This window comes from Neolewinella marina, from assembly GCF_002631205.1.
In the GTDB taxonomy this organism is placed as follows: domain Bacteria; phylum Bacteroidota; class Bacteroidia; order Chitinophagales; family Saprospiraceae; genus Neolewinella; species Neolewinella marina.
Genome location: NZ_PDLO01000005.1, coordinates 181,527 through 198,093 on the forward strand (window position 1 = coordinate 181,527; position 16,567 = coordinate 198,093).

Below are 16,567 nucleotides of genomic sequence, written 5' to 3' on the forward strand. Positions count from 1 at the left end.
CGGACCAATACTTCTGATACACCGCCAAGTTTTTAACTTAGCTCGTGGTCCAAAATGGTCGAGGTGTTATAACCCCTCGATGGCCCGCCGACCTGCACCTACCCCATTGGCGGTACTACGCGGGATCAATCCTCAACTGAAACTACCTGCCCCGGCAGCTGGCAGGCTGCAGCCCGTAGCTGCCCTACACCGATCCATACAACTCATTCCCAATGCCTGCCAGCGCCTCCACCAGTCTCAGCAGATCGCGGTTCTTGGTTTTGTGGTTGACGATACAGATGCGAATGCAATACATCCCGCGCAGCACCGTAGCGCTCGGACTGGCAATGCCACGCTCGTGGAGCCGCAGCAACAGTTCCCGGTTGAGGGCATTGCTTTCCTCCTCCGTCATACCCGGGCGTATGTACCGCAGACAGACGATGGACATCGAGACCGGGGCCACCACCTCAAGGCAATCCGTGGCTGCCGCGAGCCTGCTCACGTATTCCGCCTGCCGATTATTTTGGGCGATGAGCCGGGCGTAGCCTTCCACCCCATTCTCCTTGAGCGACATCCACACCTTGAGGGCCTTGAAATTGCGGGAGAGCTCGAAGCCGTAATTATTGAGTGGGTCGGGACCACCGGCCAGCCCGCGATGGCTCGATTGCAGATAGCTTGGGGTGAGGGCAAAACTCCGGCGGTGCAAGTCCCGGTCGCGAATGAGCACGCAGCCCACTTCGTAAGGCAGGTACATCCACTTGTGCAGGTCGAAGGCAATGCTGTCTGCGCGCTCCATGTACCTCAGCCGTTCGCGGTAGGTCGGATCGAGGCGGCATAGCGCGCCGTAGGCGCCGTCGACGTGAAACCACAGCCCGAACCGTTGGCAGACGTTAAATATCTCCTCCATTGGATCGATGGCCCCGGTATTCACGGTCCCCGCGGTGGCCACCACGCAGATGGGCCGGTGTCCGGCGGCGATATCCTCCTCAATGGCCTGGATGAGGGCCTCGTGGTCCATCTCGTAACGATCATTGACGGGCACGCGGCGCAGGTAACGGTTGCCAATGCCGAGGATTTCCACGGCCTTCTGTACGCAGCTGTGCGTTTCGGTGGAGCAGTAGACCGTCGTCCGGGGCATATCCACTGCGAAGCCCTCCTCGCGAAAATCCGGGCCGAGCTGGCTGTTGCGCGCCACCGTAAGGGCGGTGATGTTGGCCATCGAGCCTCCGCTGACGAGCATACCGGAAGCCGAAGCCGGAAAACCCATCAGCTCCTTACACCAATCGACCGCCTGGGCGTCCACGTACATCGGCATGTGTTCGCCGATGGTGACGTTGGGGTTCAGGGCCGAGGCCAGCATATCGGCCAGCAGGCCGGTCACCGTGCCCGTCCCCTGCACCCAGGCGTAGAAGGCGGGGTGGATGTTCTTCTTGTTGTACGGCACTACGTCGCGGATGAACTCCGCGTAAATATCCCCGAGCGGTTGGCCGGTTTGGGGAAGGGGGGCGCGCATCCTCTCCTTGACTGCGTCGGGAATTTGCTGCCAGCTGACCTCATCCCCCACCCCTTCTAGGTAGTTCATCATGTCGGCGAGCATGCGCTGACCGAGGGCGGTGGCGGCGGGCCAGTCGGCAGGGTCGAAGTCGTATTCGGTAGGGAGCGGGGTCATAAGGCGGATGTGGAAAAGCAATGGGCATTAGGTACGCACCATTCAGGGCGCAGCCGGGAGCAATCGGGGGAAGGGGGCGGCCAAGATACGGGTGCGAACCCCTGCCTGGATTACCCAAGCGCCTTATTGACTTCCCGTCAGGCGCACTGCTCATCGCCGTTGGTGGGATGGCCATGGCCAGACGGAGATACAAATACCCACCGTAAAATGTGATGGCCCGGCACCGAACCCGGGTGGCTTTCCCCTAATTTACCGGAACCCGCGCGCCGCCGCCGCCCAAAACTCCTCCCCATGCAGCCATTGCCCCTCCCCCCCCTGGGAACCCGCCAAGCGAACCCTCCACCATTTTCTGCAGGTCGTGGGGAAGGTGCGCAAGGCGCGGATGCCCGCCCGCAACCACTGGTGGAACCTGACGCTGTACGTCGATCCATGGGGACTGACCACCCGCGGGATGCCCCTGGACGACGATGGCGGGCAGCTCGAGATTCGGCTCGACTTGGTCGACCACCGTCTAGAGGTGATCACGAGTTACGACGCCAGCGAAAGCTTCCGGCTGGAGGAGGGGCTCAGCGTTGCCGATTTTTACCACCGCCTGAATGCCCTGCTCGACCGCGTGGGCGCCGCCACCCCGATCCTGGCCCGGCCCTTCGACCTGGAGACCACCCGCCCCTTCGCCGAGCTTACCGACGTGGCCGACTACGACCCGGCGGCCGTGGCCACCTTCTTCCACGCCCTGCGGTGGGTGGATGGGGTACTGAAGGAATTTGCCGCTAACTTTTACGGAAAGACCTGTCCGGTGCAACTCTACTGGCACCATTTCGACCTGGTGGTTACCCGCTTTTCCGGTCGCCCCGCCCCGCCCATGCCACCCACCGCCCCGGCCCTGGAACGGGACGCCTACAGCCACGAGGTAATCAGCTTTGGCTTCTGGCCGGGCGACGAGAACGTGCGGGAAGCGGCCTTTTACTCCTACACCTACCCCGCGCCGGAGGGGCTCACCGACGAACCGCTACGGCCGGCCGCGGCCCGCTGGATAGACAGCAACGGCAATCCCCAGGCCTTCCTGCCCTGGGCCGACGTAGTGGAAGCCGACCACCCCCGCGAGGCCCTCCTCGATTTCCTGCAGAGTGCATATATCGCCGGTGCGCGGCGGGCGGGCTGGGACGTGGACGAGCTGCAGTACGAGAGCTTTGACGGGTAGGGAGGGACCGCGGGAGCCGACACAACCATAAGGTCGGGATTCAACAAACTACAACACACCTGCCCTGGTGTGTTGCCTCAATCGATGCCGACCTGGGATGACTTAGCCATCCCAGGTCAGGAAATCGAGATCCCCTCCCTCCATCGCGCCATCGTGGTGAAGGAAAAGGGTACGCAGGTGCAACAGAATCTGGACTCAACAAGCGGCATCACTACGATCCGGAACGAATTCACCTCTCCTTGAACTTCCTTATTCCAGTCCCTGCCTTCAAAAAAGCGGGCCCTTCTTCATGCTGGTAGCGTGCTGAATTTCCGGACTGCCCGGTTAGCTGAAAAGCAACCTTGAACTTATAAACCGGCTGGCCATAGCGGAAGGCAAGAGAAAAAGTACAATTAGTTCGGTAGATTTAGAACCATACGAACATTGGCAGCGTTTCCCTTTTATTAGACTCAACTTATGAGCATCATTCCCACTACGTTATGAGAAACTTCCCCCTGCTTCTGCTGTGCCTGCTCGGTGCCGCCACCCTCATTGGCCAACGCCCGGTAACGCCCGGTATTAAGGGCAGTATCCGGGGCATTATCGTGGACGCTTCTTCTTCCACGCCGGTAGAGTACGCCACCATTGTGCTGCTTTCCGCCGACGGCAGCAAACAGATTACCGGTACCATATCCGAGGCCAGCGGGGCTTTCCGGATCGCCGACGTAGCGGCCGGAAGCTATCAGTTACAGGTCAGTTTCATTGGCTACGAGGCACAGACCCTACCCGAGGTGACCAACACCTCGAAGAATCCCGACCTCGATCTCGGCACCATCGCGCTGGGTACCGATGCCATTATGCTGGAAGGGGTGGAAGTGATCGGCGAAGCCGCCCTGATTGAGAACCGCATCGACAAGCTCGTTTACAACGCCGAAAAAGACGCCACCAACTCGGGTGGAGATGCCAGCGACGTACTGCGTAAAGTTCCGCTCCTGAGTGTCGACCTGGAAGGCAATGTCAGCCTGCGCGGCTCCTCAAACCTGCGCATCCTGGTCAACGGGCGGCCCTCTACCATTTTCGCCACTAGCGTGGCCGATGCCCTGAAGAGTATTCCCAGCGATCAGATCAAATCGGTGGAAGTGATCACCACCCCTTCTGCCCGCTACGACGGAGAAGGCTCGGGCGGAATCATCAACATCATCACCAAAAAGAAGGACGCACAGGGCTTCACCGGCACCGTAAATTCTAGCGTCGGTACCCGGCAGAATAACGCCGGCCTGAACCTCAACGCGCTCATGGGCCGCTTCGGCGTCAACGGTGGCGTCAACGGCTTCTGGAGCTGGAAACGCGATGCCGAACTGACCTTCCTGCGCACCGACCTGCTGGACGGACAGCCCATTCGGAGCCTTGCGCAGTCGGGAACCAATGGCACGAAGATCCTGGGCCTCAACGGCAACATTGGCGCCTTTTACGATTTCAACGCATACAACAGCCTCAACCTGAGTGGCCGCTACAATCGCTTCAGCCGTTCGAATGACGGCACGACGCTTGGCCTGATCGATAACTTCGGAAGCAGCGAAAACGTAAGCTTTGATCGCTTCAACGACAGCGGTAACGACAACAGTGGCTTCGACGCCACCCTCGATTACCGCAGGACCTTCGCCGAGGAGGAGGGCCGTGAGGTGGTCCTTGCCTTCCAGGTCAGCGGTCAGGACAGCCGGACCGACAATACGGTCGACCAAAACGGGGGACTGCCGATCTATCAGCGTGATCTTATCAACTCCAACGAGGGAACCAACCTGGAATACACCGGCCAGCTCGATTACATCCACCCCTGGTCGGAACGAGTCAAAATGGAGACCGGCGTGAAAGCCGTACTCCGCCGTATCGACAGCGACTACCGCACCCAGGTGAAGGACAACGACGAGGGCCAGTTTCGGGACGACCCCAACTTGACCGACCTGTTCCTTTACGACCAGGATGTATACGCCGCCTACCTGAGTTTCAACTTCAACTTGGGGGACAAGTGGGGACTCGTCGCCGGAGCCCGCTACGAATCGACCGAGATCGGCGGTGATTTCCATAGTGAAAACCCTTCATTCCAAAACAGCTACTCCAACTTCTTGCCGAGCATTATCCTCAGCTGGAAACTCAGCCCCTTCAGCAACCTCAAGGCCAGCTACCTCGAGCGCATTCAGCGCCCCAGTCTGTACTACGTTAATCCCTTCACGTCCATCTCGGACCCCAACAGTCTGCAGATCGGCAATCCCGATCTGATGCCTGAGCTCGTCAACCAGTACGAAGTCGCTTACAACACCTACATCAAGGGCGTCGTCCTCAACGCATCCATCTACCTGCGGCAGACCAACGACCTCATCGAAAGCTACTTGCAGGTGGGCGACGACGGCATCGCCAGCACTACGACCTTTCTCAACATCGGCAGCAGCGATACGTACGGAGCCAACGTCTTCACTTCCTTTACCCTTTTCAAAAAACTGCAGCTGCGCGGTAGCCTCAACTACGGTCGCTATAACGGTACGGGTATCGTGAGGGGCGAGGAACTTCAACGCTCAGCTGACGTCATCAGCGGCAACGCCGGCGGCAGCTACAGCTTCACCGATAAGCTGCGGCTGGACTTCTTCGCCTTCGGGCGTGGGCCCCAGCAGACCCTCCAGGGCAATACCCCAGGTTTCAGCATGTTCGGCGTGGGTGCCAATTGGGAAATTTCCGAGCGTACCGCGGTGGGTATTCGCATCATCGAGCCCTTCAGTGAAAATAAAGTATTCGGTAGCAACCTGAGCGGGCCAGACTTTAATCAAACATCTGAATTTATTCTCCCCTTCCGCAGCTTCGGCATTAACCTGACGCATAAGTTCGGCGCCATCGACTTCAAGGCCCAGAACCGGCGTCCCCGCGTGAGCAACGAGGACCAGAAAGAAGGAGGCGACAACCAGCAGTACTAAGCACTTGATTCCGTCGGGTACGCGGGTGCCATGAAGACTTGAAAAGCCAGCACTTTCTGCACCCCGCCCCACCCCTTTTCTACGAATCGACTTAATCCCCAACTGTGGCTGAGTAGGATTTCCCCAAACTACCAAAGACCACGGTAGAACGTCACTACCTCCTCCGGGCCAGGAAACTACCCGCTTTTCAACCTGCAGCTGGGCAGAGGAGAGAGACAGAAAACTGCTAGTTCTTTATTAACCGAATCAAAAGAACATTCAAGGATTTGCCTTGCAATACATCAACATATGGACCGCCATTACCCTGAGGAAGCTTTATCAACCGACACCATTGCAAGATGGCACGTCCGCGCAATACGCTTCTTCCTATTCCTCTTTTTCTGGTTCGCGGTCAACATGCTGGCTTCTGCTCAGCCCCCCCTCCGCGTAACATTGATCTCTGACGCTACCTCGGCTACGGACCCCAGCATCGACAGTCTCCTTACTACTGAGCTAACGGCACTGCTGGAATCGCGCTACGCCCTGGAGCTTACTACCCTGTACACGGGCGGGGAAGAGAATTCGATCAAAACTGTCCTCCCGCAAGCCTATCAAGCGGCCGATGTAGTGATCGGCAGCGGGCTGGCGACCAGCAGCTTCCTGCTCGGACTGGAGACTTACCCGAAGCCCACCATTGCCGCCGTTGTACTTACTTCTGACGACCGGGGAGGTCCTGAGGGGACGGGAATCGAAAATTTTACCTTTGTGCAGTCGCCTTTCAACATCCACCGTGATCTGACGGCCCTGGAAGGAATTGCTGATTTGGATCGCCTCACCGTGTTGACTACCGCCGCCTTCCGACCCTCGATCGGCAAGGTCATCGATAGCTACCTGCCTGAACGAGCGGACTACGTAGTTGCCCGATCCTCCGCAACGGCAATTCTAAGCGAAATCGGTGCGGATGTGCCGGCGGTTTATATTACTCCGCTGGCCGGTCAGGTTTCCCTGGCAGAACAACAAGTATTGCTCGACAGCCTGACGGCACGAGGGGTGGCCACATTCGCGATGCTCGATCAACCGCTCCTCGACCTCGGGGTACTGGCCGCCTACTCCTCCACCGAAAACCTGGAACAGCTCCCCCGCCGGGTCGCCCTCGATGTATTGCGCATCATGGACGGCGTACCCACCGCAAGGCTCAGCACCGACCTTACGACCTACACTTCCGAGCTGATCATTAACATGGCTACCGCCCGCCGGAGCGGCGTGTACCCCAACTGGGAGACCATGGCCGGCGCCACCCTGCTCAATCCCAACGACCTTACTGAGGCCAAGGTCCTTACCCTGCAGGGTGCCGTGCTCGAAGGGCTTGCCAATAACCTGGGATACAACTTGTCCACCTACGATGTAGCGCTCGCCCGTTCGGACCTGGATATCGCCCGCAGTGACCTGCTTCCGCAGTTTAAAGCGGCAACCACCGTGACGCGCCTCGACGGGCAAACTGTTGCCAGTTCGTTCGGCCAGCAGGGTCAGTATAACTGGACGGCCAACAGCACCATCGATCAGGTGATCCTCTCCGAGCCCGTCTTGGCTAACATCGCCATTAACCGCTTCCTGCTTGAGGGCCAACAGGCGGCACTGGAGCAATCGCAGCTCGACGTCGTACTCAACGTTGCCACCGCCTACCTAAACGTATTACAGTCAAAGGTTTTTGCCGATCTGCAGGTCCAGAACCTGGCGGTCACCCGCGCGAACCTGAACGCCGCCCAAACCAAAAGCCAGGTGGGGGCCGTGGGGGCCACCGACGTGTACCGCTGGGAAAGCGAACTGGCCCTCAACAACATCGAGATCAACCAGGCAAACGCACAACTTGCTCAAGCCCGCTACAACCTCAACCAACTGCTCAACCGGCCCATTAACGACGAATTCCGGATACCCGAATTTACCGGCCAGGATTCCCTGCTTGGGCTCATGGGACAGACCATCCTACCCCTGCTCAATACCCCCCGTGACCTGGATCGACTGGCTAATTTTCTGGCCGAGGAAGCCCGCCGGAACCTCCCCGCCCTGGAACAACTTGACGCCGCCATCCGGGCCCAGGAGCGGCAACTGCTTTCCGCAAAGCGCGCATTTTACCTTCCCACCGTCGCGATCAACGGCCAGTATAACTACCGCGTAGCCAACTACGGCACCGTACCGCTACCGGAGGACCTCGGTTTTGACTTCGGGGGGGAGGATCGGCCCCGCAGCACCTATACCGTAGCGCTGCAGGTAGCGATTCCCATCTTTCAGGGCGGTCGGCGCAAGTTTCAGGCCGAGCGCGCCCGGGTGGCCGTGCTTCAGGTGCAGACGCAACGAAAGGACCTGGAAAATCAATTGTTGCAACGCCTCTACTCCGACGTAGAAAACATGGTGGCCAGCTACCGCAACCTGAACCTGGCCCGTGAGGCCGCCGAAACGTCCATCAAAAATTTTCGGATCATCGAAGACCTCTACCGTGCCGGTGCCACCAACGTGACCAGCCTGGTTGATGCGCAGAACGTGACCCTCCAGTCCAACATCAACGCCACCAACGCCGGCTATCAATTCGTGGCTGACTTCATTGCCCTCCAGCGCTCCACCGGCAGCTACCAGTTCTTGTCCAGTCCAGCCGAGCAGACCGATTTACTGCGCCGCTTTATGGAATTCAACTAAAGAATCAACTTCCCATGAAATATCTATCCCTGCTCTTGCTGCCCCTGTTGTTACTCACCGCCTGCGGTGGCAGGGAAGAAGCGAAGATCGAAACCCGCACCCGCGCCATTCGCTACGGAGTAGTGACGACCGACGACGGAAATACAACGCAGACCTATACCGGCGTTGCCACGGCGGCGGGTGAAACTCCCCTCTCCTTCCGCGTCTCTGGCACCATTCGGACGTTGCCCGTCAAATTAGGTGAGCAGGTCAAGAAGGGGCAACTGATCGCCACTATCGATCCCGCCGACCTGCAGGTGCAGAGCAGCCAGTCCAGGGCCCAGTACGAAGCCAGCCAGGCACAAGTACAGAGTGCTGAAACCCAGTTGGTCGCAGCCCGTGCCGCCTACGAACGCACTACCCGGCTATACGAAAGTAACAGCGTGTCGCTCAGCGACTTCGAGCAGGCCCGTAGTCAGTTCCAGAACGCCCAGGCGCAGGTCGAGGCAGCCAAGAGTCAGCTCAACGCGAGCGGAGCCCAGGTACGCGCGGCTCAGAACCAAGTCAGCTACACCCGGCTGACGGCCCCCTTTGACGGCGTGATCACGACGCTTAATGCGGAAGCCAACGAATTCGCCGGCTCCGGCAAGGTCATTGTGACCCTCAGCACCGAAACGGACCCCGAAGTGCAAGTAAATCTGCCAGAGAGCCGCATCGGCGCCGTCTACACCGGCATGAAAGTTGACATTGACTTTTCCGCCTTGCCGGGTCAGCAGCACCGTGGCGAGGTCGTGGAGGTTGCCTATGCCTCCGGCGATGCGCCCAGCTACCCCGTCAAGATCAGGATTTTCGACGCCCCCGCCACCATTCGTCCAGGCATGGCCGCCAGCGTCCAGTTCACCTTCGCGGACAGCAGGGCCGCGGGCAACTTGTTACTGACTCCCATTGAGTCCGTCACTGAAGGACCGACCGACAAGTTTGTCTATCTGCTTACCCCCAGTGATAGCGGGAATACCTACGTCGCCTACAAGAAAACCATCACTATCGGCGAACTCCACCAGCGGGGATTCGAGGTAAAAACCGGCCTCAAGGCGGGCGATAAGGTCGCAACTGCCGGACTCAAGCAGCTCCTCGACGGCATGGAAGTCCGTCTGCTGGAATAGGCCCACTTCCCCCCTACTCCCATTTCCATCACCCCGATCGTTATCGGGGCCTTTCCCGCCTAAGCTTTACCAATGAATATCTCCAAACTTGCCCTCTCCCATAACCGTGTTACGATTCTGGTCGTGCTCATGGTTGCCATCATGGGTTTGGTCGGCTACAATAACCTGAGCCGCAACGCCATGCCGCCCTTCACCATCCGCGTGGCCAGTGTAGTAACTCCCTTTGCCGGGGCGAGCGCCGAGCGGGTGGAGGAGTTAGTTACGGAGCGGATCGAACGCGTCGCCCAGGAGCTGGCCGCCGTTAAGCGTATCAGTAGCGAAAGTCGCACCGGGCTCAGTGTGGTCAGCGTAGAACTCGAGCCCAGCGTATCCAAAGAAAACATGCAGCCCGTCTTCGACCGGCTGCGCAGAAAGCTGGAAGAACTGCAACCCACCCTACCCGACGGCGTGGGCCAGATCAACGTAAAGGACGACGGACTCGGCGTGGTGTACGGCATCCAACTCGGGCTGGCCGGTGGCGGCTATTCCCTCAGTGAACTAGAGGACCAGGCGACAGATATTCGGGACGATCTGATCAAGCTTTCCGACGCCGCAGAGGTAGAGATCAGTGGACTGCGTCAGGAACGGATATTCGTCGAGTTCGACAACGCCCGACTGGCCCGCTACGGATTAAGTGCCAATGAGTTGCAGCGGAATATCTCTGCCACCAACATCGTTTTTCCCGGCGGCGACGTCACCCTGGGCGACCAGCGCGTAACCCTGGAGCCCACGGGCAACTTCGAGAATCTCAGCGACCTCGAAAATGTGATTATCAATTTAAATGGCGGCCAGACCGCCAAGCTGGGCGAGATCGCGACCATTAACCGGGGTTATACCGATCCGCCCGAGCGACTGGTGCGCATCGATGGTGAGCAGGGCCTCGTCGTGGGTATCGCAGTGAAGGAGGGAGCCAACCTTATCGAGCTGGGGGAGGAGGTTGATGCAAAAGTGATTGCCTACAATCAGACGCTCCCCGTAGGGATGAAGCTGGAGCGGATTGCCAGTCAGGATGCCTACGTACAGCAGAGCGTCAGTGGCTTCCTAAGCAACGTGCTTCAATCGGTCGCGATCGTACTGGTGGTTATGTTTCTCTTCCTGGGATGGCGTACCGGCCTCGTAGTCGCCAGCCTCATCCCCCTGGCCATCATCATGACGCTGCTGCTGATGAATCTCTTCGACGTGGGCCTCAACCAGGTCACCCTGGCCGCCCTCATCATGGCCCTGGGACTACTGGTTGATAACGCCATCGTCATTTCGGAAGCCATGATGGTGCGTATGGAGGAAGGATTAGCACCCAAGGAATCCGCCTACGCGGCGACCTCCGAGCTGGCCATTCCCCTGCTCATTTCTTCCCTCACCACCTCGGCCGCTTTCCTTTCCTTCTTTTTGGCGGAAAACACCATGGGTGAGATGATGGGGCCGCTCTTTGTGGTCATCACCTTCGCGCTGTTGAGCAGCTGGATCATGGCGATGACCGTCGTAACCATGCTCGGCGTTGCCCTCATTCGGGTGAAGACTCGTCGACCTGGCGATAGCTTCCCCACCGAGGAAGCGGTAAAAGATATGCCCCCGCAGCAGCAGGACATCTTCGGCAAGCTCAACAACTACTACGGTAACATCATTTACCGAGCACTCAAGGCCCCCTGGCTCGTACTGGCTCTGATCATGGGAATGTTCATCGGCTCGCTGCTGCTCTTTACCCAGATCCCCTTCATCTTCTTTCCCGACAGCGACCGCAACCTGATCACGATGAACGTGAACCTGCCGCTGGGTACCGACATCAACCGCACCTCCGAGATCGTGGCAGATATCGAGCGCTTCATTAACGAGAACCTCCTGGTAGTAAAGGATGAAGCGGAGGCCGACGGGATCACGGACTTTACCACCTTCATCAGTGAGGGACCCGACTCTTACGACCTCGGTTACCAGCCCGGCGAGGCCAACTCAGGTTACGCCCACCTACTGATGAATACCAGCCGGTACGAGGCCAATCAGGATATGATCGATAAGCTGGAGGGCTACACCTACGAGAATTTTCCCGAAGCGGACATCACCGTTGGTCCACTTGGCGGCGGGGGCGGGGGCGGCAGCGACGTGGCCGTACGCATCAGCGGACCGCAGGTCGACGTGCTCTACGCCATCTCCGACGATGTCAAGCGGGTACTGAATCAGCTGCCCGAAGCCACCAACATCAGCGACGACTGGGGTCCCAAGAGTAAAAAGGTCGTGATTGACATAGACCAGGAACGGGCCGACCGGGCCGGAGTCACCAACCAGGACATCGCGGTGAGCCTACGCACCAGCCTGTCGGGCTTCAACGCCGGTTCCTTTCGCGAAGACGAAGACGCTTTGCCCATCATCATGCGCGGCATCGGGGCGGAGAAGTACCAGGTCCAGGACCTGAAGGGCCTGAATGTATTTGCCCAGGGCTCCGGGGAGAACGTCCCCCTGACACAGGTGGCTGACGTGGAAGTCGCCTGGCAGTACGCCAAGATCAAGCGGCGGGATCTATACCGCACCATGACCATCAGCGCTGACGCGCGGGAAGGTTTTACGGCGACCAACGTTACTTCGGAACTCAGGCCGAAACTCGATGAGTTGCGCAAGAATTGGCCGGCCGGCTACACCTATGAACTCGGGGGAGAAAGTGAGCAAAGCAGCGAAGCCATGATGGCCGTAGCCAGGAACCTGCCCCTGGCGGGCTTCATTATCGTGCTGTTGCTGATGCTGCAATTCAATAGCTTCCGCAAGACCTTCATTGTACTCGCTACCATTCCCCTGGGCATCATTGGGGTGATTCTTGGGCTCCTGCTCTTCCGCTCCTATTTTGGATTCATGGCCTTCCTGGGCATTATCTCTCTGGCGGGTATCCTGATCAACAACGCCATAGTGCTGATCGACCGCATTCAGATCGAGGAGGCGGAAGGCAAAACGGAATTCCGGGCCATCGTTGATGCCTGTAAGCAACGGTTCCGGCCTATTCTCCTGACCACCTTCACCACGGCGCTCGGTCTTATTCCACTTTATCTCGGTGGTGGATTGATGTGGGAGCCCATGGCGGTGTCCATCATGGTTGGGCTATTGTTCGCTACGGTAATTACCCTGCTGTTCGTACCCGTTACCTATAAGTTGCTATTCGGAATCAAAGAAGCAAAATCAGAACCCGATGCAGACCTTGTATAATGGATTATTCCCATCTCATTGGAACCTATTCTCATATTCCAATATCCCGCCCTATGAAGTCTACTCCATCAACTAACCCTGGGATTAATCAATCGGGGCTACGCATACCGGCTACCCAAACGACGGACTTCCTTTTAATCCCTCCAGCCTCATATTTATCTCGTCATATGCAATCCGAGCCAATAGTATTGAGCCCGGAGGCAGGACGCTTGCGTTGGGAAAACTTTTACTGCCATTCATTCAGCTCAGTTCAGTTCACCTGCAGCACTGGTATCTGAACGCTCACCACTTTTCCTGACAGCAACAGGAAGGGCAACACTCCCCCTTCTCCTCCCATCGCCGCCAACTTCAACGCATCAGCCATGTTTACAAATAAAATCGAACCAAACGAACCATATAGTTTTGTTCCCAGTAAATATCCTCAGCAGATGATCAAAGACATCAAGAACAAGGTAGAAGAGATTGGCATCTTCTTTGAGAAGACGGGGTTGACGCCTATGGAAGCCAGGGTATTTGCGCTGCTCCTCCTGGCCGACCCTCCCGCGATGGAGTTTTTTGCAATTCAGGAGTTTCTGGATGCCAGTAAAAGTACCATCAGCAATGCGTTAAAGCGGCTGATGAATGAGGGGAGGGTCGATTACATTACCAAGCCCGGGGACCGTAAGCGCTACTTCCGGGTCAGTTCCCAAAAATGGTTAGAGCAGATACAGGAAAGCTTCGCAACCATTACTCCCTTCGTTTCAACAATGAAAAAGGTGCTGGCGCTTCGCGAGCAAACGGATAGCCCCGAGTTCAACAAGGATCTCCGCCACATACAGGATTACTTTCTCTACCTCGAAGAGGAACTGCCCCGTATCCAGGCGAAATGGAACAAGCGGCAGCAGGCAAATTCCTAACCTGGTGGTCGCTGGCGAACGCCTACCACCTGCATTGTCTCTCGCTTCCCCACCAACTCCACCGGTGCGTACTCCCGGGTGTCGTAGTGCGCTTCTACCCGCAAAAGGGAAGCCAGGGCTGGAGAAATGAGTAATTGCTCCCCTAATGCATTGCACTTACTCTGGATGCGCGCGGCAGTATTTAGCACGTCGCCGTGGTACGCCAGTTCCCGCTTTAGCACTCCCACCTCGGCAACCGTAGTTCTGCCGGCGTGGGCTCCTGCCTTGAAGTAAGGCTCGATTCCATATTTGTCCCGGTAATGCTCCGCCCGCTGCGCCAGGGTGCCAACGAATTGGAAGTACGCCTCAATACAATTGTTGCGATGCAGCCCTGCGGCCAGTTTCCAGCACAGAATTACCTCGTCGCCTACGTATTGGTATATCTCGGCGTCGTGGCGTACAACAGCCTCGGTAATATCGGCGAAGCAGTCCTGGATGAGGTTACTGAATCTGACGTGGCCGAGTTCTTCCGCAATGGTTGTTGATGATTTGAGATCGATGAATAAAAAGATCCGTTCTTCCTCCCGTGGGTGATGGTACCGCCCGCGCAGCATATTCCAGAGAATGCCCTTGCCCATTTTCTGGCTCATCTGCTGAAACAAGGTTATCGAAGTACTCACCACCGATAAATACACCAGAAAGACCAGCATCAACTTGCTGAAAAAAAACTGCCGGAACTCCAGCTCACCAGGAGGCATCGAGCTGAATAAGGGATACAGGATAATCGCTATAGCAAACAGCGCGAATGCCAGCAGTAGGTGCAATAAGGATTTGAGGGCCACCCACCGCCTGAACGACAACCGTCTGAATCGTCGCCACTTCATCAGCAACTCAATCAGAAAAGTTCCGGTACCAATAATAAACCCCATTATAAAGGTCAGCCCAGGTGCGGCCAGTTCCACGGCAACACTACCCAGCTGATCCGGCCAGCCGTAGTTGCGCAAAAAACCTAACAGCAAGAAAGCCACCGTCCAGGCTCCGACAAGCTGCAACCAAAAAACCAGCTTGTTCGGAATGGCGATCATGGCAAGGCAATATATTGTTCCTTCTGCAACTCAACGACTTAGTTCATGCTCCTCTCCCCCATCCTCACCGGCGCCAGCGGCATGGTCGGCCGGGCCGTCCTGCTGGAATGCCTCGACCACCCCGACGTGGAGAAGGTACTGATGATCAACCGCCACCCCGTGGAAGTACGGCACCCGAAGCTGCGGGAGCTGATCCTGGCCGACTTCTCCGACCTGGAGTGCGCCAGCGAGCGACTGCAGGACTACAACGCCTGCTTCTTCTGCGCCGGGGTGTCCTCCGCGGGCAAGGGGGAAGAGGAATATACGCGGCTCACCTACGACCTGGTCACCTCCTTCGCCCAGGCCCTCCACGACCGCCAGCCCGACCTGGTCTTCACCTACGTTTCCGGCATGGGCACCGACCCCCACGGGCGGCAGATGTGGGCGCGGGTGAAGGGGCGCACCGAAAACAAGCTGCTGCATATGGGCTTCCGCGACGCCTATATGTTCCGCCTGGGTATGCTGCTGCCCGAGCGCGATCTGCCCATGAAGACGGCCTGGATATCAGTTATGTACCGCCTGCTGAAACCGCTGTTTCCCCTGCTCCGCCGGTTCAGCTGGGCCACTACCGATCGGAAGCTCGGGCGCGCCATGATCCGGGTGGCACGGGAACCCCAGCCGAAAAAGATCCTGGAGAGCGCCGACATCAACCGGCTGGGAGCGGACGGCGACTGACCTCGCTCACCGCCCGCACCCCGATCACCGGCAGGTTTTCCCGCTTGCCGGCCAGCTCCACCGGCGGGTGCTCGTGGAGGGTATAGGCGCCGTTCAGTTGCAGCCGGTCGGCCAGGGCCGGGGAGATCAGCAACCGTTCGTTCAGTTCGTTGCACTTGCCCTGGATGCGGGCCGCGGTGTTGAGCACGTCCCCGTGGTAGGCCAGCTCCCGCTTGAGTACCCCCACCTCGGCCACGGTGGTGCGGCCCGCGTGCCCCCCGGCCTTGAAGAAGGGCTGTAGCCCGTAGGTTTTGCGGTAGTGGTCCGCGCGCCGCTCCAGGGTTTCCACGAAGTGGAAGTAGGCCGCGATGCAGTTGTTGTGGCGGGTGCCCTCGGCCACCTTCCAGCACAGGATCACCTCGTCGCCCACGTATTGATAAATCTCGGCCCGGTGGCGGATGACCGATTCGGTGAGGTCGGCGAAGCAGTCCTGGATCAGCCGGCTGAAGGCTACGTGCCCCAGCTGCTCGGCGATGGTGGTCGAGGACCGCAGGTCGATGAACAGGAAGATCCGCTCCTCCTCCCGCGGGTGGTGATAGCGGCCCAGGAGCAGCTTCCAGAGAATGCCCGGCCCCAGCTTCTGCTGCATCCGCTGGAAGAGGGTGATGAGAAAGCTGATCACGACGAAGTACACGAGCACCAGGAACATCAGCTTGCTGAACAGGAACTCTCCGAAGCTCACCTCCTGGGAGACGTTGGAGTTGAGCTCCGGGTAAAGGACGGTGGCGATGGCGAAGAGCCCCATGGCCAGCAGCAGGTTCAGTCCCGACTTGATGGCCGCCCACCGCAGGAAGGACAGCCGCTGGAAGGTCTGCCGGTTCAGCAACCGCTCGATGAGGTAAAAGCCGGTTCCCAGAATGAAGCCCACCGCCAGGTCGAACCGGGGCTCGATGAGGTGCTCCGGATTAAACGCCAGGTTCTCCCGCCAGCCGTAGTGCCGGATGAAGCCGAAAAGGGATACGGCCACCGTCCAGGTGATCACCAACTGGATCCAGGAGAGAAACTTGAACTGGTTTGCTATTGCCACAC

General features: G+C 58.3%; 10 protein-coding genes. 7 read left to right on the top strand and 3 right to left on the bottom strand.

Annotated features, from left to right (window positions below):
• Positions 1–184 precede the first annotated feature (184 nt).
• Complete coding sequence (locus CGL56_RS12930; RefSeq protein WP_099106985.1) at positions 185–1,648, bottom strand: pyridoxal phosphate-dependent decarboxylase family protein; 1,464 nt, start codon at positions 1,646–1,648, stop codon at positions 185–187.
• A 247-nt stretch (positions 1,649–1,895) separates the two neighbouring features.
• Here CGL56_RS12930 and CGL56_RS12935 point away from each other — a divergent pair, with 247 nt between their 5' ends.
• From CGL56_RS12935 to CGL56_RS12960, 6 genes are all read left to right on the top strand, one after another.
• A complete protein-coding gene (locus CGL56_RS12935; RefSeq protein ID WP_262490633.1) occupies positions 1,896–2,849 on the top strand; it encodes a DUF5996 family protein in 954 nt (317 codons plus the stop codon).
• Between the two features lie 479 nt (positions 2,850–3,328).
• On the top strand, positions 3,329–5,791 hold the full coding sequence (locus tag CGL56_RS12940; protein WP_099106986.1) for a TonB-dependent receptor domain-containing protein: 2,463 nt from the start codon (positions 3,329–3,331) through the stop codon (positions 5,789–5,791).
• Between the two features lie 288 nt (positions 5,792–6,079).
• The gene (locus tag CGL56_RS12945; RefSeq protein WP_099106987.1) at positions 6,080–8,461 is read left to right on the top strand and encodes a TolC family protein; all 2,382 of its coding nucleotides are present in this window, start codon (positions 6,080–6,082) and stop codon (positions 8,459–8,461) included.
• 14 nt (positions 8,462–8,475) lie between these two features.
• Complete coding sequence (locus tag CGL56_RS12950) at positions 8,476–9,603, top strand: efflux RND transporter periplasmic adaptor subunit (protein ID WP_099106988.1); 1,128 nt, start codon at positions 8,476–8,478, stop codon at positions 9,601–9,603.
• A 72-nt stretch (positions 9,604–9,675) separates the two neighbouring features.
• Positions 9,676–12,825: an efflux RND transporter permease subunit gene (locus CGL56_RS12955; RefSeq protein WP_099106989.1), complete on the top strand. Its 3,150-nt coding sequence runs from the start codon at positions 9,676–9,678 to the stop codon at positions 12,823–12,825.
• Positions 12,826–13,253: 428 nt separating this feature from the next.
• Positions 13,254–13,721, top strand: coding sequence for a GbsR/MarR family transcriptional regulator (locus tag CGL56_RS12960; protein ID WP_099106990.1), 468 nt, complete (start codon positions 13,254–13,256; stop codon positions 13,719–13,721).
• Here CGL56_RS12960 and CGL56_RS12965 read toward each other — a convergent pair.
• The gene (locus tag CGL56_RS12965; protein WP_099106991.1) at positions 13,718–14,785 is read right to left on the bottom strand and encodes an adenylate/guanylate cyclase domain-containing protein; all 1,068 of its coding nucleotides are present in this window, start codon (positions 14,783–14,785) and stop codon (positions 13,718–13,720) included. The two genes, CGL56_RS12960 and CGL56_RS12965, sit on opposite strands and share 4 nt — an antisense overlap.
• Positions 14,786–14,830: 45 nt before the next feature.
• Here CGL56_RS12965 and CGL56_RS12970 point away from each other — a divergent pair, with 45 nt between their 5' ends.
• Complete coding sequence (locus CGL56_RS12970) at positions 14,831–15,499, top strand: NAD-dependent epimerase/dehydratase family protein (protein ID WP_099106992.1); 669 nt, start codon at positions 14,831–14,833, stop codon at positions 15,497–15,499.
• Here the strand turns inward: CGL56_RS12970 and CGL56_RS12975 are convergent.
• The gene (locus CGL56_RS12975; protein WP_099106993.1) at positions 15,471–16,565 is read right to left on the bottom strand and encodes an adenylate/guanylate cyclase domain-containing protein; all 1,095 of its coding nucleotides are present in this window, start codon (positions 16,563–16,565) and stop codon (positions 15,471–15,473) included. The genes CGL56_RS12970 and CGL56_RS12975 overlap by 29 nt on opposite strands.
• Between the last annotated feature and the right edge of the window lie 2 nt (positions 16,566–16,567).

Excerpts from the sequence above, each read along its gene's own strand:
- CGL56_RS12950 (WP_099106988.1), top strand. The coding sequence starts at position 8,476 with ATGAAATATCTATCCCTGCTCTTGCTGCCCCTGTTGTTACTCACCGCC.
- CGL56_RS12965 (WP_099106991.1), bottom strand. The coding sequence starts at position 14,785 with ATGATCGCCATTCCGAACAAGCTGGTTTTTTGGTTGCAGCTTGTCGGA.
- CGL56_RS12960 (WP_099106990.1), top strand. The coding sequence starts at position 13,254 with ATGATCAAAGACATCAAGAACAAGGTAGAAGAGATTGGCATCTTCTTT.
- CGL56_RS12940 (WP_099106986.1), top strand. The coding sequence starts at position 3,329 with ATGAGAAACTTCCCCCTGCTTCTGCTGTGCCTGCTCGGTGCCGCCACC.
- CGL56_RS12930 (WP_099106985.1), bottom strand. The coding sequence starts at position 1,648 with ATGACCCCGCTCCCTACCGAATACGACTTCGACCCTGCCGACTGGCCC.
- CGL56_RS12955 (WP_099106989.1), top strand. The coding sequence starts at position 9,676 with ATGAATATCTCCAAACTTGCCCTCTCCCATAACCGTGTTACGATTCTG.
- CGL56_RS12945 (WP_099106987.1), top strand. The coding sequence starts at position 6,080 with ATGGACCGCCATTACCCTGAGGAAGCTTTATCAACCGACACCATTGCA.
- CGL56_RS12970 (WP_099106992.1), top strand. The coding sequence starts at position 14,831 with ATGCTCCTCTCCCCCATCCTCACCGGCGCCAGCGGCATGGTCGGCCGG.